General features: G+C 71.5%; 18 protein-coding genes. 11 read left to right on the top strand and 7 right to left on the bottom strand.

Annotation, left to right across the window (positions count from 1 at the left end; all coding sequences use genetic code 11):
- Positions 1–73: 73 nt before the first annotated feature.
- Positions 74–1,426: a cytochrome ubiquinol oxidase subunit I gene (locus tag OG711_RS10130; protein WP_266507492.1), complete on the bottom strand. Its 1,353-nt coding sequence runs from the start codon at positions 1,424–1,426 to the stop codon at positions 74–76.
- A 242-nt stretch (positions 1,427–1,668) separates the two neighbouring features.
- Here OG711_RS10130 and OG711_RS10125 point away from each other — a divergent pair, with 242 nt between their 5' ends.
- The 4 genes from OG711_RS10125 to OG711_RS10110 all read left to right on the top strand — a co-directional run bounded on the left by OG711_RS10125 (position 1,669) and on the right by OG711_RS10110 (position 6,937).
- On the top strand, positions 1,669–2,601 hold the full coding sequence (locus OG711_RS10125) for a LysR family transcriptional regulator (protein WP_073789497.1): 933 nt from the start codon (positions 1,669–1,671) through the stop codon (positions 2,599–2,601).
- A gap of 228 nt (positions 2,602–2,829) precedes the next feature.
- Positions 2,830–3,153 (top strand): 2Fe-2S iron-sulfur cluster-binding protein, encoded by a 324-nt coding sequence (locus OG711_RS10120; RefSeq protein ID WP_073789498.1) that lies wholly within the window; start codon positions 2,830–2,832, stop codon positions 3,151–3,153.
- Positions 3,153–4,427 (top strand): NAD(P)/FAD-dependent oxidoreductase, encoded by a 1,275-nt coding sequence (locus OG711_RS10115; protein WP_329559106.1) that lies wholly within the window; start codon positions 3,153–3,155, stop codon positions 4,425–4,427. Before OG711_RS10120 ends, OG711_RS10115 begins: the two co-directional genes overlap by 1 nt.
- A 395-nt stretch (positions 4,428–4,822) precedes the next feature.
- The gene (locus OG711_RS10110) at positions 4,823–6,937 is read left to right on the top strand and encodes a DUF2075 domain-containing protein (protein WP_329563723.1); all 2,115 of its coding nucleotides are present in this window, start codon (positions 4,823–4,825) and stop codon (positions 6,935–6,937) included.
- A 55-nt stretch (positions 6,938–6,992) separates the two neighbouring features.
- On the opposite strand, the gene OG711_RS10105 is transcribed toward OG711_RS10110, so the two are convergent.
- The 6 genes from OG711_RS10105 to OG711_RS10080 all read right to left on the bottom strand — a co-directional run bounded on the left by OG711_RS10105 (position 6,993) and on the right by OG711_RS10080 (position 15,490).
- Complete coding sequence (locus OG711_RS10105; protein WP_329559105.1) at positions 6,993–7,121, bottom strand: DUF6408 family protein; 129 nt, start codon at positions 7,119–7,121, stop codon at positions 6,993–6,995.
- Positions 7,122–7,410: 289 nt separating this feature from the next.
- Positions 7,411–9,282, bottom strand: coding sequence for a DUF2075 domain-containing protein (locus OG711_RS10100; RefSeq protein ID WP_329559104.1), 1,872 nt, complete (start codon positions 9,280–9,282; stop codon positions 7,411–7,413).
- A 173-nt stretch (positions 9,283–9,455) separates the two neighbouring features.
- Complete coding sequence (locus OG711_RS10095) at positions 9,456–10,928, bottom strand: DEAD/DEAH box helicase (protein ID WP_329559103.1); 1,473 nt, start codon at positions 10,926–10,928, stop codon at positions 9,456–9,458.
- A gap of 549 nt (positions 10,929–11,477) precedes the next feature.
- Complete coding sequence (locus OG711_RS10090; protein ID WP_329559102.1) at positions 11,478–12,410, bottom strand: SCO0930 family lipoprotein; 933 nt, start codon at positions 12,408–12,410, stop codon at positions 11,478–11,480.
- Positions 12,411–12,498: 88 nt separating this feature from the next.
- On the bottom strand, positions 12,499–14,469 hold the full coding sequence (locus tag OG711_RS10085) for a hypothetical protein (RefSeq protein ID WP_329559101.1): 1,971 nt from the start codon (positions 14,467–14,469) through the stop codon (positions 12,499–12,501).
- Positions 14,470–14,983: 514 nt separating this feature from the next.
- Positions 14,984–15,490, bottom strand: coding sequence for a hypothetical protein (locus tag OG711_RS10080; RefSeq protein ID WP_329559100.1), 507 nt, complete (start codon positions 15,488–15,490; stop codon positions 14,984–14,986).
- Between the two features lie 609 nt (positions 15,491–16,099).
- On the opposite strand from OG711_RS10080, the gene OG711_RS10075 reads away from it, so the two are divergent.
- The 7 genes from OG711_RS10075 (at position 16,100) to OG711_RS10045 (ending at position 21,883) form a co-directional block, all read left to right on the top strand.
- On the top strand, positions 16,100–17,095 hold the full coding sequence (locus OG711_RS10075; RefSeq protein WP_329559099.1) for a DUF1996 domain-containing protein: 996 nt from the start codon (positions 16,100–16,102) through the stop codon (positions 17,093–17,095).
- A 59-nt stretch (positions 17,096–17,154) separates the two neighbouring features.
- Entirely contained in the window at positions 17,155–17,721 is a 567-nt protein-coding gene (locus OG711_RS10070; RefSeq protein WP_073789502.1) for a sigma-70 family RNA polymerase sigma factor, read from the top strand.
- Positions 17,718–18,428, top strand: a complete 711-nt coding sequence (locus tag OG711_RS10065) for an anti-sigma factor family protein (RefSeq protein ID WP_073789503.1) — start codon at positions 17,718–17,720, stop codon at positions 18,426–18,428. The genes OG711_RS10070 and OG711_RS10065 overlap by 4 nt, the downstream gene beginning before the upstream one ends.
- A gap of 876 nt (positions 18,429–19,304) precedes the next feature.
- Entirely contained in the window at positions 19,305–20,546 is a 1,242-nt protein-coding gene (locus tag OG711_RS10060) for an ATP-binding protein (protein WP_073790395.1), read from the top strand.
- Complete coding sequence (locus OG711_RS10055; RefSeq protein WP_073789505.1) at positions 20,543–20,947, top strand: roadblock/LC7 domain-containing protein; 405 nt, start codon at positions 20,543–20,545, stop codon at positions 20,945–20,947. Before OG711_RS10060 ends, OG711_RS10055 begins: the two co-directional genes overlap by 4 nt.
- Positions 20,944–21,318 (top strand): DUF742 domain-containing protein, encoded by a 375-nt coding sequence (locus OG711_RS10050; RefSeq protein ID WP_073789506.1) that lies wholly within the window; start codon positions 20,944–20,946, stop codon positions 21,316–21,318. The genes OG711_RS10055 and OG711_RS10050 overlap by 4 nt, the downstream gene beginning before the upstream one ends.
- Complete coding sequence (locus OG711_RS10045; protein WP_073789508.1) at positions 21,293–21,883, top strand: GTP-binding protein; 591 nt, start codon at positions 21,293–21,295, stop codon at positions 21,881–21,883. Before OG711_RS10050 ends, OG711_RS10045 begins: the two co-directional genes overlap by 26 nt.
- The last annotated feature ends 40 nt before the right edge of the window (positions 21,884–21,923 follow it).

Raw genomic sequence — 21,923 nt, 5'->3', positions numbered from 1 at the left:
GGGCAGTCAGGTGGTCGACCCGGTTCGGGCCGGATTCGGGCCGGGGTGGGCGCGGGCGTGCCGGACGGGTGGCTCAGAAGGCCGGGACCGGCTGTTCATGACCCGCGCCGTCCGCGGGTCCTCCGGGACCCGCGCCTCCACCACGTCCCCCGGTCCCGGGTCCCGCGCGTCCCCCGGGTACGTCGTCGGGGAGCGGCTCGGTGGTGCCCAGCTGGGTGGCGTCCGGTCCGCGGCGGGCGTAGCGGGTGATCAGGGTCCAGTTCGTCACCGCCAGTGCGACGAAGACGGCGATGAACAGGACGCAGGACGCGATCAGGGAAGCCCTGCTCACGGGGGAGAGCGCGTCCTCGACGGTCAGTTCGCCGTAGATGATCCAGGGCTGGCGGCCCATCTCCCGCAGGGCCCAGCCGCCCAGCGAGGCGAGGAACGGGAACGGGATCATCGCGATCATCAGCAGGGCGAAGCGGCGCCCGCGCCACAGGCGGCCCTTCCACAGCAGGCCGACGGCGACGAGGGTGACCGTGGAGATGCTGTAGCCGATGAGTGTCATGCTCTCCATCGAGAACCGCAGCCAGTCGTGCGCGAACACGTAGTCGCCGGGACCGTGCTCCTTGACGAGCGCGGCTTCCACCCGGGCGACATCGCCGTTCTCCAGGGCGGCCATCTTCATCGGCTGGTTCCGGCGGATCAGCGGGACCTGCATCTCGCCGACCGTGGCGACGAACCAGGCGGCGGGCGTGCCCACCAGGAGCCCCAGCCGCATGGAGCCCCGGAACAGTTCGGTGTCCTTGGTGCCACGGCGCAGATGGAAGGCGCTGATCCCCATGACCAGGACGGTGCCCGTCGTCAGCGCGGCGAGGGTGATGTGGGCGAGGGCGATCAGCGCGTTGGGGTTGGTGAGCAGCGCCCAGAAGTCGGTCAGATAGGCGACGCCGCCGCGGACCTCGTGGCCCACGGGGTTCTGCATGAAGCCGTTGGCGACCATGATCCAGTACCCCGACGCGTACGCGGTCAGGGTGACCAGCCAGATCAGCGTGATGTGCGTACCGCGCCCCAACCGGCCCCAGCCGAAGATCCACATCCCGAGGAACGTGGACTCGGCGAAGAAGGCGATGAGGGTTTCGAGTGCCAGCGGGGCGCCGAAGACATTGCCCGCGTACTTGCTCAGTCCGCTCCAGCTGAGCCCGAACTGGAACTCCATGACCAGGCCGGTGACGATGCCGACCGCGTAGTTGATGACGTAGAGCTGGCCCCAGAAGCGCGTCATGCGCTCCCGGACGGCTCTTCTGGCGGGGTCCCGGGTGAAGACGGCCCGGGTGTGCATGACCGCCACGAGAGGGACGAGCCCCATGGTGAGGATCACGAACAGCCAGTGGATGCCGGTCGTGGCCGCGAACTGGAGCCGGGCCAGCTCCGCAGCGCTCATGATGCGACCTTTCGGGAGTGTCGGAAGTGGTGGAAGTGGTGGAAGTGGTGAAAGTGGTGGAAGGGGCGGGGGAGGAGGATTGGTGCGGGCGGGGTCCCCGCTTCGCGTGGGCAGATGCCGGGCGCCGTTGCCCGTCACCTGTGCGGTGACCCCACTGGAGACCGTAGGGAGAATCGCTTATGCGTTCCAAGACCGGTTTCGCCATGTGAGGATGACTCCAGAGGCATCAGTGGAGGTGGACCGTGGATCTGTTGCAGTTGCGCTACTTCCAGGCCGTCGCGCGTTACGAGCACATGAGCCGTGCCGCGGAGGAACTGCGCGTCGCCCAGCCCTCGCTCAGCCGCACGATCGCCCGGCTGGAGGCCGACCTCGGCACTACGCTCTTCGACCGGCGGGGCCGCCGTATCCGGCTGAACGAGTACGGCGCGATGTTCCTGCGCCATGTCGACCGCGCCCTGAGCGAGCTCGACGACGGCCGCAGGGCCCTGCTCGACGCCCGCGACACGGGGCTCGGCCGGGTCGGCGTGGCCTCGGAGACCCTGCTGACGATCACCCATCTCCTCGGCAGTTTCCGGGCCGCGTACCCCCGGGCCGATGTACGTCTCCACCAGTCGACGGCGGAGGAGATGGACCGCCAACTGCGCGCCGGAGAAGTCGACTTCTGTGTCGCCTCACAGCCGCTGACCGGCGCGAACCTCGATTCGGTGGAGCTCGCCCGTGAGGAGGTGCTGCTCGCGGTGCCGCGCGGGCACTGGCTCGACGGGCGGGAGAGCGTGACGATCCCCGAGATCGCCCACGAGCCCTTCGTCACCACCCGTCCGGGCCACTGGCAGCGCGCGCTCCTCGACCGGATGTTCGCGTCCGAGGGGCTGACCCCGCTGCTGTCCTGCGAGGGCGACGAGCCGGGTGCCAGCCAGGACATGATCAGCGCCGGCCTCGGCATCGGTCTGATCCCGGCCATCTCCCGCCGGGTCGGCACGGAGTCGCATGTCCCGGTCGCCTGGGTCCACATGGTCGCGCCGGACTGCCACCGGGTGCTCACCCTGGTGTGGAACCGCGACACCTACCTCTCCGACGCGGCCCTCAAGTTCCGTGAGTTCACCACCAGCAGGCCCTTCATGACGCACCGCCTCCCGGACCCGCGGCGCGGCCGCGCCCCCCGCCGCCCCTCCTGACGACCCCTGGCGCGCCCAGCACTCCTCTGCTAACTTCCATCGCGCTGCCGTATCCCTGGCCGAGGACGTCGCGTGTCCGAACGGTCCGGTGTCCGATACGGGTCGGCAGGGGTGTCGCGTCCCCCACCGGCCATCAGCGACTTTCCGCGTACCTTCCGATTCCCCTGACCGGCATCCGTGCCCCCGCGCACCCTCGTGCGCCGCCGGACGCCATCGAGGAGCTTCGCCATGCCCGAAATCACCTATGTAGCCGTCGACGGGACCGCGTGTTCGGTCGAAGTCCCCCTCGGGACCAGCGTCATGCGCGGCGCCGTCTTCAACGACATCGACGGCATCGTGGCCCAGTGCGGCGGCAACGCGCAGTGCGCCACCTGCCATGTCTACGTGGACGAGACCTCCCTGGACGCGCTGGAGCAGGCGCAGCCGGAGGAGGAGCACATGCTCGGCTTCACCGCCGCCGACCGGCTGCCCAACAGCCGGCTGAGCTGCCAGCTCAAGGTGACCGGCGCCCTGGACGGCCTGATCGTCCACCTGCCCGAACGGCAGTACTGATGACGGCCGCCGCACGGCCCACGCGGCCGGAATCCGTCGTCGTGGTGGGAGCGGGGCAGGGCGGGTTCCAGACAGCGGCGTCCCTGCGCGAGCACGGATACCCGGGACCCATCACGCTCATCAGCGCCGAGGACGCGCTTCCTTACGAACGCCCGCCGCTCTCCAAGACGTATCTCATGGGCGAGGCGGACGAGTCGCAGCTGTGGCTGCGGCCCGCCACGTACTACGTACGCCGGTCGATCGACCTGGTCAGGGGCACGGTGACGGGAATCGACCCGGTCGCCCGCACGGTCCGTCTCGCCGACGGCTCCGGGTACGGGTACGGCCATCTCGTCCTCGCCACCGGAGCCCGGCCGCGCACACTCGGTGTGCCGGGGGCCGGACTGCGCGGAGTGCATGTCCTGCGTACCGCGGAAGACGCCGTCGCACTGCGGGCGTCACTCGCCTCCGCCCGGCACGCGGTCGTGGTGGGGGCCGGGTTCATCGGGCTGGAATTCGCTGCGGCGGCGCGGGAGTCGGGCTGTGAGGTGACGGTCGTCGAGGCGCTGGACCGCCCGCTCGCCCGGACCGTCTCGGCGCGAACCGCCGGGCACTTCGCACGGTTGCACCGGAGCAAGGGCACCCGGTTGCTGTGCGGTCAGGGGGTCGCGGCCCTGCACGGGGACCGTCGCGGGGCGGTGACGGCGGTGGAACTGGCCGACGGCCGAAGGCTCCCCGCCGACCTCGTCCTGATCGGTGTCGGAGTCACCCCGCGCACGGAACTGGCCGCCGCGGCCGGTCTCGCCGTGGGCGACGGCATCACCGTCGATTCCCGGTTGCTGACCGGCGACTCCCACATCTCGGCCATCGGCGACTGCGCGGCGTTCCCGCAGGTCCGCTCCGGAGACCTGCGGCGGCTCGAATCGGTCCAGAACGCCGTCGGTCACGCCCGGCTGGTCGCGGCCCGGCTGACCGGCGCACCGGGCTCCTACGAGGAAGCGCCCTGGTTCTGGAGCGACCAGTTCTCGACGACGCTCCAGATCGCGGGACATGCCGACGGCCACGACGAGGAGGTGTTGCTCGGCGACGGCCCCAGGGCGTTCTCCGTCCTCCTGTTCAGAGGCGGAACCCTGCTGGCGGTCGAATCCGTCAACCGCCCCGTGGACCATCTGGCGGCCCGCCGACTCATGCAACCGGGGGCCGGGCTGACCCTCGACGAGGCGAGGGGGGAGGGCTTCTCGCTCCAGGACCACGTGGCGAACCGCAGCGGAGGCTACGCGGGCTCCGTCGGCTGACCGGCCTCCGCCCGGGCGGTGATCGGACCCCGCCCGGGCGGTGGCCGGGCGGTGGCGGGCCCGGTCGGATCCGGTCCGGACCTGCCAGGACGGCTCCCGTCCTGTGCCATGCCGTGCTGGCGGCCTCGGGACAGGACGGGAGCGGCGGCTCCGGCGCAACGCCGCGAGGGGGCACATCGCTCGCGGGCCGGTGCCCCTGCGGGGTCATCCATCCGCGACCCCGTGATCCAGCCACCCACCACACCGATCCGGTCCGCGACGGGACGGCGTTGTCGGCTTCCGCGACGGTTTGCCTAAGATCATCGGTACCGGTCGCGGCCCGACGGGCTTCCTCACACGGACACGCCCCCACCCGCACGAATCACTCGTGCCCTGGGGGGAACCACCTCGTGTCCATGCTCCTGCTGAAATTGGCGGCGCAGGATCTGCTCACCCTGAACTCGAGGCATCGTATGGTGCCGCATCTCGCCGCCAGATGGCGGCACTTCAGAGGCGCGGATGCCTCGGAGACCGAGCGCGCGGCGTGGGCGGAGAGCCTGGTGAGCCTCGCTTCGGACCTGGTCGCCGCCGACCGTGGGAACGTCGAGATGATCGTGGAGTGCGCCGCCACGCTCGACGAGACCGACCGCCCGGGGGATCCTCGTCTCATCGATGTCGTCCTCGTGGGACAGCATCCGCTGGAACATCGGCTGTCCGTACAACTTGTCGAGTTGAAACGCTGGTCGATGGTGACCAGGGTGGAGCATGCCACCGCGGAGCTGCTGTATGTGGAGGGAATGGGAGCCAAGAAGCATCCCGCACTGCAGTTGCGCGAGTACTTCGAAGCCTTCACGAGCGACAAAGGGCCCTTGTACGGGAGCGACTTCGAGTGCGGGGGATTCGCCTATCTGCACAATGCCACGGACTCCTCCGCGCGGCCCCTGACCGATGTGGACGCTCCGACCGGCGTCTATGCACCCGTGTACACGGGTGACCGGCGCGAAGAGCTCTTGGCCGACCTGCGGACGCACTTCGCCCCGGAGGGCAGCGCCGCCGCCGCTGAGAGCCTCATGAGAAGGATGGGACTGCGCAACACCCCCCTGCTGGACGCCATGATCTGGTCGGAGGGACTCGACACCGTGTTCACTCTGCGCGGGCGGCAGAAGACAGTCGCCGACCACATCCTGAACGCCGCCGAACGAGTCCTGCCGTCCTCTACCCACCCCGCCTTGATCCCGGACGAGCAGCGCGTGATCTTCCTGGTGACCGGGGGCGCCGGTACCGGCAAGAGCGCCATCGGGCTCCAGGTGAAGGCGGAGCTGGAGGGCCAGGGGCGGACGGTCAAGTACGCGAGCGGCAGCAGGGCCTTCAACGGTGCGCTCCAGGAACACGTCGGCTACGGCGACCGGGAGTTCAGGGAGACGTTCACCTACTTCAGCAGCTTCGTCACCCCGCCGGACCCGCTCTTGGACGTCTTGATCTGCGACGAGGCGCACCGCCTGCGTGACCGGTCCACCAGCCGCTTCTGGAAGCCCGAGGACCAGGGCACACAGCCTCAGGTGGACGAGTTGCTCGACGCGTCGCGCCTGACCGTGTTCTTCCTCGACGAGGGGCAGTGCGTCCGTCCGAACGAGGTCGGCACCGTCGGCCTGATCAAGGACGCCGGCCAGCGGCGCGGTGCCCGGGTCGTGGAGTACGGCCTCCGGGAGCAGTACCGATGCGGCGGCAGCGACGCCTACATCCGCTGGGTACGCGGGCTGCTCGGTGTGACGGACGAGGTGCTGGACCCTTGGACTCCTGACGGGCTGATGCACATCGAGGTGGCGGAGACTCCGGCGGAGCTCGAGGACATCATCCGTACCGAAGCCCTCGCCGGGGCCTCCGCCCGTATGGTCGCCGGATACTGCTGGCCCTGGACGAAGCCGCTGGGCGAGGAGAGGCGACTGGAGGACGATGTCCGCATCGGTGACTGGCACCGGCCGTGGAACGCGGACAGCGAGAGCTTCTGCGAGAACGACGCGCCCCCGTCGAAGATCTGGTCCGTGCACGAGAACGGTCTCGGTCAGATCGGCTGTGTGTACACGGCGCAGGGCCTCGAGTGGGACTGGTGCGGCGTCATCATGGGTGAGGACATGGTGCGCCGCGACGGCCGATGGGTGTTCAACCGGGGCAAGGACCGAAAGGACCCTGAGTCGGACGCCAAGCGAGTGGCCCGGCCCGGCTCGTTCGACCCCAAGGTGAAGGCCGGAAGCGTAGACGACCAGGAGTTCGCCCGGCTCGTCCGTCACGCCTATCACGTGCTGATGACCCGGGCGAGCCGCGCCACGGTGCTCTACTCCACGGACGAGGAGACCCGGGATCATCTGCGGACGCTCGTCGGTCCGGTCGAGATCCACGGACTTCGCCCCACCTGGCAGAACCTGCCTCAGGAAGCACGCGTCCCGCATCTGCCCAGGCCCAGGCGAGGAAGGCGCTCGCGCCGCAACCGTGGGCAGTCCGGTCCCCAGGAACCCGAACTGCGGCTGTTCTGACGGAGCGGCGGGAAGAGAGGGAGTGGCGGGCTCGCCGGGCCCGCCACCTGCCCGGTCAGAAGACCAGGCGCGCTGCCACGGTCAGAGCCGCCACCACAAGATTGGCGACGACACCGACAGCGACGTCGACCAGGATCTCGCGAAACCGGTGACGACGTGCGGGCTTGTACTCAACGGGGTTCATACGTGACCACTCCTTGGCGTGAGCTGGGAATGGCAGGGACAGCCCTACCGGGCATCCGCAGTCACACCACGTGAAGCACGCGATGGAAACCACTCGTCAGTCACGGCCGAGGACCAGCACCGGAACTCCGCCGACGTACCCTCCGGGAAGGTGCGCAGCGTGAACTCACGATACCGCAAGGGAAAGTTGCGGTTGAGGGGACAACTCCGGTCCGCAGCTCATCCGCCGGCCCCGGACGGCACTCCCGTCGGCCCCCATCGGAGGGCCGGTGGCCTGCGCGGCCGGGTGCTTACCCGGCCGGAGGGATCAGCGAGCGGAGCTTCTCGCGGGTCTCCGGGTCGGTCGAGTAGACGATCGTTCCGATCATGCCCCGGGTCAGCAGTACCTTGTAGGTGTTGCGGACCAGCCGGTCGATGTCCTCGTCCGGGGTCGCCTTGGTGAAGGAGGGGTCCTTGGACGCGGTGCGGTCCACGACCCAGCGGTCGGTCCGCCAGACCAGATCCGGGCCCATGATCACGCCGGACCAGTCGTACTCGAAGCCCTGCGCGGTGTACACGCACCCCACCTGTCCGAAACCTGCGGGATCGGTGGCCCACAGGGGAGCGGGTGGCGCACCGAGCAAGGCGCGGTCCCCGTACAGGTTCCATGGCCTGGCCCAGTCGCCGATGACCACGTCGGCGGGCAGTGCCGTCATGTCCGGAGTGATCTTCGTCGTCCATTTCCAGCAGTAACCCGCCGACATCCTGGCCCCGTAGCCCTCGGCCCGTCGTGCGACGAGGAACTCCTCGAGTTCCCGCGGGCCGTCCACGGTCAGCAGCCCCACCTTGCCGTCCGGCTCCCAGAGGACGGGCCCGTCGCCCTCCAGGCCCAGCAGGCCCGTGACCCACGCCAGATACGCGTCGCTGCCACCGCACCGGAACTGGCTGTCCAGACGCACGACCGTGCACTTCAGCTCTTTCGCCGCGGCGGCCTCCTCGATCTGCTCCACCGTTCCCATCTCGCCAGGACGCACCACCTGGTGCTGGTCCAGCAGGAACACCGGCACCCGGGCAGCGTCCATCAGCTCCGCCACCTGCGGACGGCCGGTGCGCAGCTCGGCCTTGGTGTAGCGGTTGACGGAGGTCTTGCGCAGCCGGTGGGCCTCGTCGCAGACGAGCACGTCGAGGTCGTTGGGCTCCGCCTCCATGAAGCTGTTGAAGTAACGGAAGAGCCGCTGGACCTCGGGCTTCCGGGCCCCGGCGACCTTGCGCATCGTCTTGGTGAACGACTGCGATCCCGTCGCGTGCAGGGCGGGCACCCCCCGCCGGTACAGCTCTCCGAGCAGGGACAGCGCGATCACGCTCTTGCCGGAACCCGGTCCGCCGGCCACCACCACCACTTCCTTGTGGTCGGACCGCCGCGCCTTCTGGACGGCCGACATCACCGTCGCGTAGGCGAGCCGCTGGTCGGCCAGCAGGACGAACTGTTCCCGGTCGCGCACCTCCTCGGCGGCGACCGCCATCAGCTGCCGGGACGGGCGGACCTTGCCCTGGAGCAACGCGTCGGCCGCGTCGGCCCCCGCCTTCGGCGCCAGCAGCGAGCGCAGATAGTCCAGGAAGGCCCCACGCTGCTCGCCGGTATACATCCGCCCCCGGTGGTCCTCCGTGACAAGGCGCAGCCCCGTCACTCCGAACTCGGTCGCGTTGTGCAGGTACGCCACCCCGGCCACCGACTCGGGAACGTGCTCCAGCGCGCCGTTGAACGACAGGAGGTAGTCGCAGTAGCCCCGCACCTGCTCGATGGGGTTGAGGACGGGCTCGGGGTACGCGTCGATCCGGCACCGCAGCGGATCATCCTCCTCCGGATGCGCCTCGCTCCACTGCTTGAGCTCCACCACCACGTACGACGGACCGCCCGTGACCGGATGCACCCCGGCGAGTATCACGTCCGCCCGCTTGCTGGTCAGGGGCAGGGCGTACTCCAGCAGCATCTCGACCTCACCGAGCCCGGCCTCGACCAGCGCGTTGGTGAGCGCCGGGATGCTGCGCTCCCAGGAACGTACCTCCGAAGGGTGCGGCCGGTGGCGGTGCTTGTGCAGGAAGTTCTCGGTGAGGAGCTCCGCGAGTCGTCCTTCGAGGCGGGTACGTCCCGCGATGGACGTCGCGGACTCACGGAACAGCAAGAGATCGCCCCCAGGCAGCACGAAGTGACTCGTGCGGGTGGGGGCGTGTCCTCGAAGTCCACCGGGGTGGAGCGGAAGCCTGTCGGGCCGCTGAGTAGGTTCCCGTCATTCTAGAACCAGTCCTCGACGCCGGGCCGTCGGCCGGGGGCTGCCCGCGGCGGGTCCCGGAGCGGTCAGCGGCTCTCGAACCGCACCGGCTCGGCGAGCGCCGCCCGTACTCCTTCGAAGTCGGCGAGCCTGGCGGCGAGCGTGGACACCGCGAGCCGCTGGGAGAGGGCCGCCGAGAACTTCAGCCCCCGCACCGCGCGCGGGTCGACGTCCGGGAGCACCAGAGCGTTGCCTCCCTCGGCCCCTTCACGGGCCGCGCGCCACAGCTCGGGGGTCGCGTCCTCGCGCAGACGCACCCAGCAGTCGGTCGGCCGCTGGACCGGGTCCGAGACGGACGGGAGTGTCGCCGCGAGGGTCGCGTTCGCACGATGGCCCGCCCAGGTCCACCAGCGCACATCGGTTCCGTGGCGGGTGACCAGGCTCCCGCCGGGATGGACCGTCTCAGGAGCGTCCTCGTCGCGCCACTGCTCCAGGCCCGCCCGGGCCCAGCCGGTGAGCGACACCGGCGGGTCCGCCCCGAGGAGCACCTCGCGCATGGCCCGGGCCAGGGTGTGAGACAGTCCGGCCACCGATCCGCTCGTCCACTTGGCGACCCCGCCGCCGTCGGCCGGCTCGACGAAGACGCGCTTGCGGCCCCAGTCGACGAACGTCACCTGCCAGCTCCGCCCGCCGAGCAGCAGCCCCCGGGGACCCGGCCGTTCCTCGGTCAGGACGGAAGGGGCGGTCTGCCCGATCTCCTTGCGGCCCGCCAGCACCGTGAACTGCGCGGGCCACAGCTGGTCGCCCACCCGGTGCTCCTGCAAGGTCGCCGCCAGGAGCTGCTGCGCCACGAGGTGGCGGGGCTCGGGCGGCGGTGTCACCGCCTCGACCCAGCCCCGGCCCCGGAGCAGCAGCGCGGCGGCTTGGAGCAGGGTGTCCTTCGTGGTGGCGAGCAGCAGACAGTTGCGCGTACTGCCCGGCCGCCTTCCGGTCCACCGATGCGCTGGAGGAACGAGGCGACGGTGCGGTTCCACCTTGCCCGGGGGCGGCGCGGCGGTCCCTCCGGCGTCGCCCGGACCGGCGAGGCCGGGGGCGATGGCCCGGCCCGGACGCTTCCCCGCGCCCGCCCCCTGCAGCCAGGTCATCTGCCGCTCGGGGTTGCCGACGGTGGCGGAGAGTCCGATCCGCTGGATGGGGCGTCCCGTGACCCGTTCCAGCCGCTCCAGTACGGCCAGCAGATGCCAGCCGCGGTCGTCCCCGGCGAAGGCGTGCACCTCGTCCACCACGACCGCCCATACACCGCCGAGCAGTTGGGCGTGGTCGGTCTTCACCCCGATGAGCATGGCCTCCAGCGACTCCGGGGTGGTGAGCAGGATGTCCGGCGGGTCGGTCCGGATTCGGCGCCGGCGCGATTCCTTCGTGTCCCCGTGCAACAGTTCCGCACTGCGGCCGAGCCACGTCATGAACCGCAGAAGCGCGCTGGGTGCGGCGGCCGGGGCGGGAGTCGCGCTCGGGTCGGCCGCCGGGTCCGCGTCCGCCGTGCCGTTCGCTGCCGCCACGGGGAAGGGAGGGCGACGGGGTCCGCTGTGGTCGCCTTCGCTTGCGCTTCCGAGGTTTCCTGTGCTGGGCGTACTTCGTTTCTGTGCAGGTCGTTCGGTGGTTTCGCGCAGTTCCCCGCGCCCCTTTGGGGCGCATCCGGTTTGTTCTTCGGGTCGGTGCCGGTCGGGATTCTCCGTCCTCGCTCAACGCGCTCGGTACGACGTCCAGTGGCCGTACTGGTGGCGTCGGAGTCTGCGGGCAGAGATTCCCGCCCACCCCCTTACGCGAGTCCTGCGACTGCACGGGGAGGAGTGTGAAGAACAACATCAGGGGGCGCCCCCAAAGGGGCGCGGGGAACTGCGCACCCCACGAGCGACCCGCACAGGGACAAGTGCGCCCAGCCGGACAGACCTGGGAAGCGCAAGCGAAGGCGACCTGCGGGGAACTGCGCACCCCACGAGCGACGGCACCGGGACAAGTACGCCCCGCACAGGAGACCCAGGGGCGCGAGCGAAGGCGACCTGTACTGGACGGGCGACCTGAACGAGTACCGCGAGGGGCCCCCAGGGCTACTTCGCCAGGTTGCCGGTCTTTCGTATCGCGAACCATGTTCCGCCCACGCCCTGGCCATTCGTGTCACCCGGATTCAGGTCGCCGGTGAACCAATAGAGCGGCCAGCCGTCGATGGTGAGTTGTACCCCGCCGTCGTCCGGGCGCCGGTACGGAATGATGAGCTTCGGATCGATATCCTTCGCGTTCTTCAACGCCGCCCTTGCCAGCATTTTCGCGGGCTTCCACTTCTTGAGGCAGGAGTCCGCGCAAGCGGGCTTCTTCGGCGAGGCCCTGTCCTTGGTGAAGCGGTACAGCGTGCGGCCCTCGGCGTCCCTGACGATCTCGCCCAGCTTCGCGTCGTCACGTGTCGACAGCGCGGGCAGGGGCTCGACGGGCGCCGGGGCCGGGGCGCCGGCCTTCGTGCCGTCCGGGGCCGCCGCGAACCAGGTGCCGCCCACCCCCTGCCCCTTGGCCCGGCCGGGCGCCGTGTCCTCGGCGAAGCGGTACAGCGGCCAGCCGTCCAGCGTGAGCTGCTGGGAACCGTCGGCGCGGGTCACCTCGCCGAGCAGGGCCGGGTCCATGCCCCGCGCCGCCCGGGCGCCCGTGGCGAGGACCGGGGGCCACATCTGCGCGCAGCCGCCGTCGCACGTGGAGTTGGACGGCCTCGCGGCGTCGTTGTCGAAGCGGTACAGCGTGCGGCCCTCGCTGTCCGTCACCACCTTCCCGAGTGCCCCGCCCGTCCGCACACCCAGCTTCCCCGCCGCCGACGGTCCGCTCCCCGCGTCCGGGGACGCCGTATCCCTCTCCGCCGTCCCGGGCGACGCGGCGACCGTCGACCGCACCGAACCCGGCTCGCCCTGGCCGCTCCCGCAAGCGCTCAGCAGGGCGAGAGCGGTCGCCGTCCCGGCCGCCGTGACCGTCGCGCTCCGCGTTTTCCGTGGGTTCCGCATGACTGCTCCTGTTTCCCGTTCATGGAATTGCCTGGGTTCTTCGACCGCTTGCCGGTGCGGGAATGAGTAGCGGTCCGGTGAGTGGGGTTCAGATTCCGGTGGGGAGTGTTCTCGAATTCCTGGGACGGGAATCCCGTACGGGCGTGGCCGTCCTCGCGTCGGCGGGGCAGTGGGCCGGGACCGTCACCCGCAGGCCCAGCAGCCCCAGATCCACGGTGCCCCCGGGCTCCGCGTACCAGCGCCAGTGGGCGCCTGGGACGTCGCCGACCGTGAGGACCGTCCAGCCGCCGTGCGGCGCGGCCAGTTCGGTGAGCGCCCTTGCCTCCTCGGGCCCCGGGGGCTGGAGCATCAGGAGGAAGCCGGTCACCCCGCCGGAACGGGCCGAGCCGAGGACGGGTCCGATGCCGAGATCCTCCGCCGTCGCGAAGACCTCCGCGGGGGCGCGGTCGCGGACATCGCTCACCGAGGGGATACGTACCAGCCCGTGCTGTCCGGGCAGCACACCCGCCGGTGGGCCGACGATCACCACCACGGTGTTCTGCCAGGGCGGTTCCAGCAGCCCGAGGGCCAGGGCCGCGACGGTGTCCCGTGCCACCCGCAGATCCCCCCGCACGCTCAGCGCGCCGTCGAGCTGGCCGAGGCCGACCATCACCTGGGCACCCCGGCCGTCCACCCCGAGCCGCGCCAGATGCGGCAGCGGCAGGACCGGGTCGGGCGGCGCGGGGCCGAGGGCCGGCGGCAGTCCGTCCCGCTGCCAGTGCGTGGTGTCGACGACGGTCCAGGGCTCCGGCGCGGTACCGGTCGGCGGACCCGACACACAGGCACGCAGCCGGTCACCTTCCGCGAGCACCGTGTGGACGCGGACCGGCGCGTCGGGAGTACCCGCCGTCATCAGCTCCTCCAGCGCGTGCCGGACCACCACCGGGGTGCGGATGTCCGCCGCGAGCTGTCTGGCCAGCGCGCCCCGGCGACGGCGCACCACGGCCAGCGCCATGCTCCGCGGCAACCGGGGACGTGACACCCGCGCCATTCCGGCCACGTTCGCCGCCGGACCCCGCGTTGCGCCCGCCGCTCCCTTCCCCGGCCCCCGCGCCACCCGCGACATGCCCGTCCCGGAAGCCCGAACCGCTCGGCCCGTACCCGCTCCCGGACCCCACGCCCCACCCGTCCCCGACGCCCCACCCGTCCCCGACGCCCGCCCCCGGCCGACACCCACTGCCCCCGCCGACCCCACGGCCCACGCCGCGCCCGATCCGACCAGGACCGCCCCCGACGCCCCCGCCCCGCGCGGCACCGACACCGGCACCGGGGCCGGGTTCCGGCGGACGAGGACCGCCAGGGCCAGCGCCGCGACGCCCGCCGTCCCGCCGACGAGCACGGGGAACGGGACCGGGTCGCCGCCGGACGTCGACGGACCGGCGGACCTGCCCTCCACCGCGACCTGCACGTGCGGCGCGACATCCGCCCGACCGGCGTCCGGTCCGGTGGCCCCTGGCCCGTCGGGCAGCACCCCGAAGCGGACGCCGGGTCCCTCCGCGTCCACGGGCAGCCGCAAGGCGAAGCCGGGCGCGACCTGTTCCGCTCCGGCGAACACCTCACCGTCCGGCAGCACCCGCCCCGTGTTCAGCACCAGGATCTCCTGGACGCGGTCGCCGTCGCCCAGGGTCCGGGCCGCGATGCCGACCAGGGTTTCGGCCCTGCCGCCGTTGTCCTCGGGCGCCTTGACGACATAGAACTTGCTCAGTTCGTCGACTGCGGGTAGGGCCCCGGGTGCCCGCGCGGAGATCCGGCCGACCCCCGCGGCCCGCACCCCCGGCTCCACCCCTGCCTGTGCCTTCGGGGCCACGGCCGTCCGCACCCTCGGTTCTGCGGCCGTCCAAGTCCCCGGCTCCAGGCCCGTCCGGACCCCCGGTCCCAGGCCCGTCCGTGTCCCCGGGCCTGTCGCAGCCGGTAGCTCCAGTTCCCTGGCCGCCGGAGCGCCCGGCCGCGCGTGGGCCTCCGTGGGCAGCGCCAGCAGTCCGGCGAGGGCGGCGCCGAGCGCCACCCCGTACAGTGCCACCGGCCGCGCGGCGGGACCCCGTACCGATCCCAGCCGATGGGCGAGTGACCGGGTGTTCCCGTTCCGGTTCCCCTGCCGTCGAACGGTGGCAGGCGCGGTCGTCCTCCTGGGCGCGTCTCGCATCTTCCCCGTCTCCTTCTCCGCCGGATTCCCGGGCCGCCGGGCAGGCCGTGCCGGGTCCGCCCGCCGCGCCGTACGCGCGCCGTACGGCTCACGTCGGGGAGCACACGGACGGTGGGCCCGGTTCGGTTCAACGGTTCGCCGAAGGGATTTCACGGGCGTTCGGCCCGAGACGATACTGAACCGTGCTTCAGTTGTGCACGTGTCGGAGGCGAGGGGCCGACCCCTTGCCCAGGAGGCCCGTTGATCCCCGCCCCGGCTCCAGCCCCGCCCCCGACGAGGGTTCCGCCCCGCCCCCGGCATCCCGGCGATCACACGCACCCCGGCCAACCTCCGCACCCCGGCCAGCATCCCCACCCCCGCCAACCTCCGCACCCCGGCCGGCATCCCCGTCTCAGCCGGTCGCCGTCGGCGGCCCGTACCCGAAGGAGAACGTCGCGGTCACCGTGTCGAACAGCTCGTGCACGCGCACGACCAGCGGCAGGTCCGGGCTGAAGCACAGCACGACGAGCACCCGCCGGGAGCCCGGCACCGGCACCACGGTGTGCATGACCAGCAACCGGTACGGGGCCCCGTCGGCCAGCTCGCCCTCCTCCACTCCCATCAGCCGTCGGACGGGCCCGACCCGGGGCAGTGTCTCCGTGCTGAAGGTCCGGGCGCCGCCCCTCGCCCACTGCCGCCCCGCCGCCGGAAACCGCCTGGCCAGCGCGTGCGCGGAAGCCGCCTTCCCGGGCGGCGGGGTGACGCTGAAGATCATCACCCCGGCCGTCAGGGGCTCGCTCCCGTCCGACGGCGTGGTGCCCGCCGCGTACAGCGCCCCGCGCCGCCGCGCGCCCTCCAGGATGCGCAGGGCGCCGCTGACCCCTTCGTCGGACCGGCCCCCGCCAGGCCCGCCTGGCACCCCACCCGGCCTACCTCTTCCGTCCAACCCGCCCGGCCCGCTCACCGCCGTCCCGCGCCGGATCTCCGCGCAAGCCGGGGGAGTCCCGTCCTCCGGCAGGTCGTACCGCGTCCATGTCCCGGGAACCGCGATACCGAAGGAATCCGGCTCACCACCCGCCCCGGGCACTCCGGTCGCACCACCCGCCCCGAGCGCCTTGGTCACACCGTTCGCCCTACCCACTCCGGCCACATCACCGGCCCCGCGCACCCCGGTCCCCTCGCCCGACTCGCGCACATCACCCACCCCGGTCCCCCCGCACATCCGGCCCGCTCCCCGCACCGCGACCACCCCACGTGCCCTGGTCACCCCATGCCTCCGCCGCTTCGGGCCGCCCTCATACCGGTCGGTTCGCCCGTTCGTCCGGGCGGCGCGGCCGTGGGCCGCTCGTCGTCACCGGAAGCGTCGATCTCGGCCATCGGCCCTCCTGACCGCGCGGAAGGGCGGGCGGAACCCGCCTCACCCCGGGCACGGACGGCGGTACGAAAAGGTTCAACCACCGTTGTTGAACACCTGGGTGAAAGCTGGAACGCTGACATTGTGGTGAGGCAACTCCCTTCTATCAGGGGCATGTTGACGATGAGGTCAGCGCTGTTGGCGCTGTGCCTCGGACTTGTCGTCACGGGTGTCGTGGCCAACCGGCCGGCCGGGCCGCCCGCCTCGCCGCCGGAGGGCTCCTACACGGCCCTCGCGGACATCCCGGACCCGGCGCCCCTGCCGCGCCCCGGGCCGGACGCGGCCACCGGCTCGCTGTCGGTGGACTGCGGACGCAACGAACGCGGCCACCGCAACACTGACAACGTTGTGGTCTCGCCCGGTCTGGTCGGCGGCGCGCACCACACGCACGACTATGTGGGCAATGTGTCCACCGACGCGCTGTCCACCGACCGGAGCCTGGCCGCCGCCGCGACGACCTGCGCGGGCGGCGACCGCTCCGCCTACTACTGGCCCGTGCTGCGCCGCCTGGACCGGCACGGGCCGGACGCCGACGCCCATGGCGGCGGCAGACACGGCAACACCGGGGAGATCCTTGTCCCGTCGGCGGTCCGGGTGGAGTTCCACGGCAGTCCGGTGAGCCAGGTGCTCGTCCCGCCGAAGGGGCTGCGGATGATCACGGGTGATCCGGTGGCGGCGACCACCGACCGCGGCCTGGCCCGCGCCCAGTGGGGCTGCTCCGGCCATCCGGAACGCTTCACCACGGACTACCCCACCTGTCCGGCGGGCAGCGGCGTCACCCGTACGTTCGACTTCCCGAGCTGCTGGAACGGGTTGCATACGGACAGCCCCGACCACCGCTCGCACATCGTGTTCCCCCTCGCGGACGGCGGTTGCCCCCGGGCGACCTTCCCGGTGCCGAGGCTGCGGCTCACCCTCACCTACGACATCCCGGCCGGGGTGCGGTTCGCGGTCGACTCGTTCCCCGAGCAGCGGCGTGCGCCCGTCACCGACCACGCGATGTTCATCGGCGTCCTCAGCGACGCGCGCCGCGCCGCGCTCACGGACTGCGTCAACGAGGGCCGGCGCTGCCGCGCGGTCCGTCCGGGGGCACCGGGCGCCTCCGGGTGAACCGGCCGCACCCGCCGTCCGTGTTGAACGCGTCGGACAGGCCAGGACGGAGTGAGTGGATGGCGACACTGTGGTCGCGCACTCGGCAGCGGACGAGTGACGAGGTACTGATCAGGGCTCTCTACGAGGAACACGGCAGAGCCCTGCTCGCGTACGCCGGGCGGCTCACCGGGGACCGCGGCGCCGCGGAGGACGTGGTGCAGGAGACGCTGATCCGGGCCTGGCGCCACCCCGAGATCATGGTGAACGGCAAGGGCTCCGTGCGCGGCTGGCTGCTGACCGTCGCCCGCAACATCGTGACGGACCGGTACCGGGCGAAGGCGGCGCGGCCCACCGAGGTCGCGGAGTCGCCCGGCACCGGTCCGGTGGAACGGGACCACGCCGAGGCGGTCGTGGACTCGATGGTCGTGATGGAGGCACTCGACCAGCTCTCCGCGGAGCACCGCGACGTCCTGGTGGAGATCTACTTCCGGGGGCGGACCGTAGCGGAGACCGCGAAGTCCCTGGGGATACCGGCGGGTACCGTCAAATCCCGTTCACACTATGCCTTGAAGGCGTTGAGACAGCTCTGCACGGAGAGACCCGGGACAGCGAAGCTGGCCGTGGTGAAGGAGGCGGCGGCATGAGCATCCAGCAGCATGACAACACACTGCTCGGCGCCTATGTGCTCGGCGCCCTGGACGAGCGGGAGGTGCGCACGGTCGACGAACATGTGGAGGCGTGCGGGGATTGCCGCCTTGAGCTGGCGGCGCTGGAGGAGATGGAGTCCACCCTCGGCGAGGTCCCGCCCGAGGCGTTCCTGGAGGGGCCCCCGGAAGGGGGCGAACTGCTGCTGGGCCGCACGCTGCGGCAGGCGGACGCCGAGCGGACCCGGGCGGGTGCGCGGCGCCGGGCGGTCGTCGGCGCGGTCGCGGCGGTGGCCGCGGCGGCGGTCCTCGGCGGCGGGTTCCTGTTCGGCCGGGGCACCGCGGACCATGAGGTGGCGGAGCCGGACCGGGGGGCGGTGCCGACGGCGACGCTGCCCGTCGAGGGCACCCGGTTCGCCTCGGCCACCGACCCCGGGACCGGTGCCCGGATCGCCGTCCGGATGACCCCGGCCGTCGGCTGGGTCCGGGTGAACGCGGCGGTCAGCGGGATTCCCGCCGGGGAGCGCTGCCGGCTGGTCGTCGTCGCCGGGGACGGCACCCGGGAGATCGCCGGGAGCTGGCTCGTGGCGGGCGCGGAGAAGGGCGCCAATCTCGACGGCTCGGCGGCGGTGCCCCCGGAGGACGTCAAGGAGATCCTGGTGGAGAACGACAAGGGCAAACAGTACGTTTCGGCGCACATCGTCTGACGTGATCCACCCCGGGGCCGGAGGGGCCCCGGGTTCCGGGTCAGGGGCCGGGGCCGCGGCGGGTTCGCGGTCCCGGCCCGGTGCGTGTCCGGTCGGCGCGCGGCCCCGGCCCGGTGAGCGTCCGGTCGGCGCGCCGCCGCCCGCCACGGTGACCGCGCCACCCTGATCGTGGCGGTGCGGGGGTGGCCCCGGCCCGATGCGTTTGCCCGGGGGAGCGGGAGGGCGTGCTGGGGTGAAGGTGACGCTGCGTCACCTTCGGGTAGTGCGGACCTGGTTCGCGGGGCGGGGCCGGAGTGGTCCGTGATCGGCTGGAATCCGCCGGTGATCGTGGCACTCGCACGATCTCTTCGCAAAGTGTTCATCTTGTGGTGGATGTGGCGCCGGGTGCGGCCGGGAAGTTTCGCTCTCCTTGATCGGAATGACAGATTCCGGTTCTCTGCTGCTCTGTCATGTCCTCGCAGAAAAAGGCGAGGTGGCGGGCGCCCCGGGCGGTACGCCGTGCGGTGCGGGCGGTGCGGTGGTTCCTCCGCCGGGGTCCCGGGGTGGTCCCCGCGGCCCCGGCCGCCGAGGTGATTGGCATATACATGAGTAGGTGCCGGAAGGTCCTGGATGCGGTAACTGTCCGGGTGCGCAGCGTGCTCCCGGGGCCCGTGGACACTTGCGTGCGGGATGTGCCCCGCTGGTACAGTGTGTGATCTTCCATGTGGGCTGACGGCGCGTTAGACGCGCCCGGGGGAATCAGCCGCTCGGGCCCCGTCCCGGAGGAACGTTCTCCGCACCGGACGGCACGGTCCGCGTCTCTACGAGTCGCGGGGGGTGCCCCCGGCCGGGGAAGAAGCGACCGCTCCTGCCGGGATGTCACTCGAAGAGAGTCTCATGACGTCATTTGTGCAGGACCCTTTCTTCTGGGTCCTGGTCACCGTAGTGCTGGCCGCCATAGGCGGGGTCCTGCGGGCACGGCAAACGAACATCGGGCTGCGCAGACGCAATGCCAACCTCAAGAACGAGAACGAGACGCTGCTACGCCAGCGCAACGAACTCGGAGCGGCGCACAGCGGTCTGCGCAACAGCCACGCCAGCGAGCTGGCAGAGGTCCGCAAGGACGCGGAGGAGGAGACCAAGGCGGTACTCAAGTCGGCCATGCGCACCCTTCAGGGGCTCGCCGACGAGCAGCAGCTCGTCATCGAGAAGGTGCAGACGAAGTACGGGGACGACCCGGAGATGCTCGTCGACCTGATGTCCATCGACCACACCAACAGCCAGTTCGGGCGCCGGGCCCAGGGCATCGCGGTGCTGTGCGGCGGCTGGCTGGGGCGCCGTGAGACGGTCGCCTCCGTCTACGACGTGGCCCGCAGCGCCCAGGGCCGAATACGGCAGTTCGACCGGGTCCAGATCCATGCCCAGGTCAACTTCTCGGTCGTCAGCAAGGTCGTCGAACCCGTGGCGGTCGTCCTCGCGGAGCTGCTCGCCAACGCGACCAACTACTCCGCCCCCGGCGCCCCCGTCGAGATCAACATCCAGGCCGTCCCCAAGGGCGTCTGTCTGATCGTCGACGACGCGGGCCTCGGAATGGGCCAGGAGGAGAAGGACCGGGCGTCCGCCCTCCTCTCCCCGCAGTCCCCGATCCATATATCCGGGCTCGGCAATCCGCCGCAGTTCGGGTTCGCCGTCTCCGGCATGCTCGCCGCCCGTTACGGCTTCAAGGTGTCCGTCGACTCCGTGTCCCCGTACGGAGGTGTACGCGCGGTGATCCTGCTGCCCGACGAACTCCTCACCAGCGACGCGCCGCCCGCGCCGGCCGTCGTCGGCTACGAGGCGCAGGACGGTGTCCCGCAGATCTCGCAGCGCAGGGCCCCGGCCGAGCCTCCGCAGGCCCAGCCCACCCCTCTCTTCTCCTCGGTCCCCGGATCAGAGGCGTACCCGGGACGCGGTACCACCGCCGGTGGTCTGCCCAAGCGCCGCAGGCAGCGGTCGGTCGCGGTGGTACCGCAGCCGGCGGCCACCGCCGAGCCGCCCCGCAGCCAGGAGGAGACCGCCTCACTGCTGGGCGCCTTCCAGCGCGGCACGCTGACCGGGCGCGATACGAAGTCGACCACGGAAGGACCTGACCACCAGTGAACCCCGATCTGTCGTGGGTGCTCAACGACGTGCTCCAGGTGCGCGGGGCGCGGCACGCGATCCTCGTATCGGCCGACGGTCTCCTGCTGGAGCACTCCAGCGCGATCGGCCGCGACGACGCGGAGACCGTCGCCGCCGCCATGAGCTCGATGCAGTCGCTGAGCCGGGCCGTCGCGCCGTTCATCGGGGGCGGGACCACGGGCCGCTGGCGGCAGACCCTCCTGGAGTACGAGGACGGCTGGATCTTCCTCATCGCGGCGGGCAGCGGTGCCTACCTCGCGGCGGCCGCCTCCGCCGACGTGGACATGGAGTCCATGTCGTTCCGGATGCAGCAGCAGGTGGGCGCCCTCGGCAAGGCGATGACCTCGCCGCCGCGCCAGAACGCGGGCAGCGACATATGACCGCGCCGGGCGAGGAGCAGCCGGTCAGCGGCGGCTTCATCCGTTCCTACGTCATCACCGGCGGGCGGACCCTGCCCGACGCCGAGGAGCTGTCCCTGGTCACCCTGGTGACCATCGGCGCCGACCGGACGCCTCCGGCCCGTCCCAGCCCGGAGGTCCAGGCCATCTGGACCCTGTGCGTGGGCGGCTATCTGTCGGTCGCCGAGGTGGCGGGCCGGCTCGGGCTGCCGGTCGGGGTGGTCAGGCTGCTGCTGACCGACCTCGCCGACCAGGGCCATCTGCTCCGCCGCGCGGCGCCCCCCGCCGCCAAGCTCGTCGACCGGAAGATCCTCGAAGAGGTGCTGCATGGACTCCAACGCCGGTTCGGCTGAGAGCGTCTACGTACCGGAGGCGGTACGCACGGCCGCGAAGATCCTCGTCGTCGGCCACTTCGCCGTGGGCAAGACGACGTTCATCGGCACGCTGTCGGAGATCACACCGCTGCGCACCGAGGAGAAGATGACGCAGGCGTCGGCGCACGTCGACGATCTGCGGGGGGTCACCGGCAAGGAGACCACCACGGTCGCCCTGGACTTCGGGCGGCTGACGCTGAGCGAGGAGCTGGTGCTGTACCTGTTCGGTACACCCGGCCAGCAGCGGTTCATGCAGTTGTGGGAGGACATGGCGCGGGGAGCGCTGGGAGCGCTGCTCCTGGTCGACCCGTCACGGCTCACCGAGTCGTTCCCTGTCATCGACCTGATCGAGAAGTACGGCCTTGAGTACGCGATCGCGGTCAACAGCTTCGAAGCGGACAACGGGCATGCCGAGGAGGAACTGCGCGAAGCGCTGGATCTGCTGCCGCACACCCCCGTCGTGTTCTGTGACGCACGTGACCAGAACTCGTCGGCCCAGGCACTGATCACGCTCGTCCAGCACCTGCTCGCCCGGACGTCCTGACCCCCCACGGCACTTCGTCATCCACCGCCCGGGGCCCCCG

The organism is Streptomyces uncialis (assembly GCF_036250755.1).
In the GTDB taxonomy this organism is placed as follows: Bacteria; Actinomycetota; Actinomycetes; order Streptomycetales; family Streptomycetaceae; genus Streptomyces; species Streptomyces uncialis.
The sequence above is the reverse complement of the archived record's forward strand: the minus strand, read 5'-3'. Positions and strand labels throughout refer to the sequence as shown.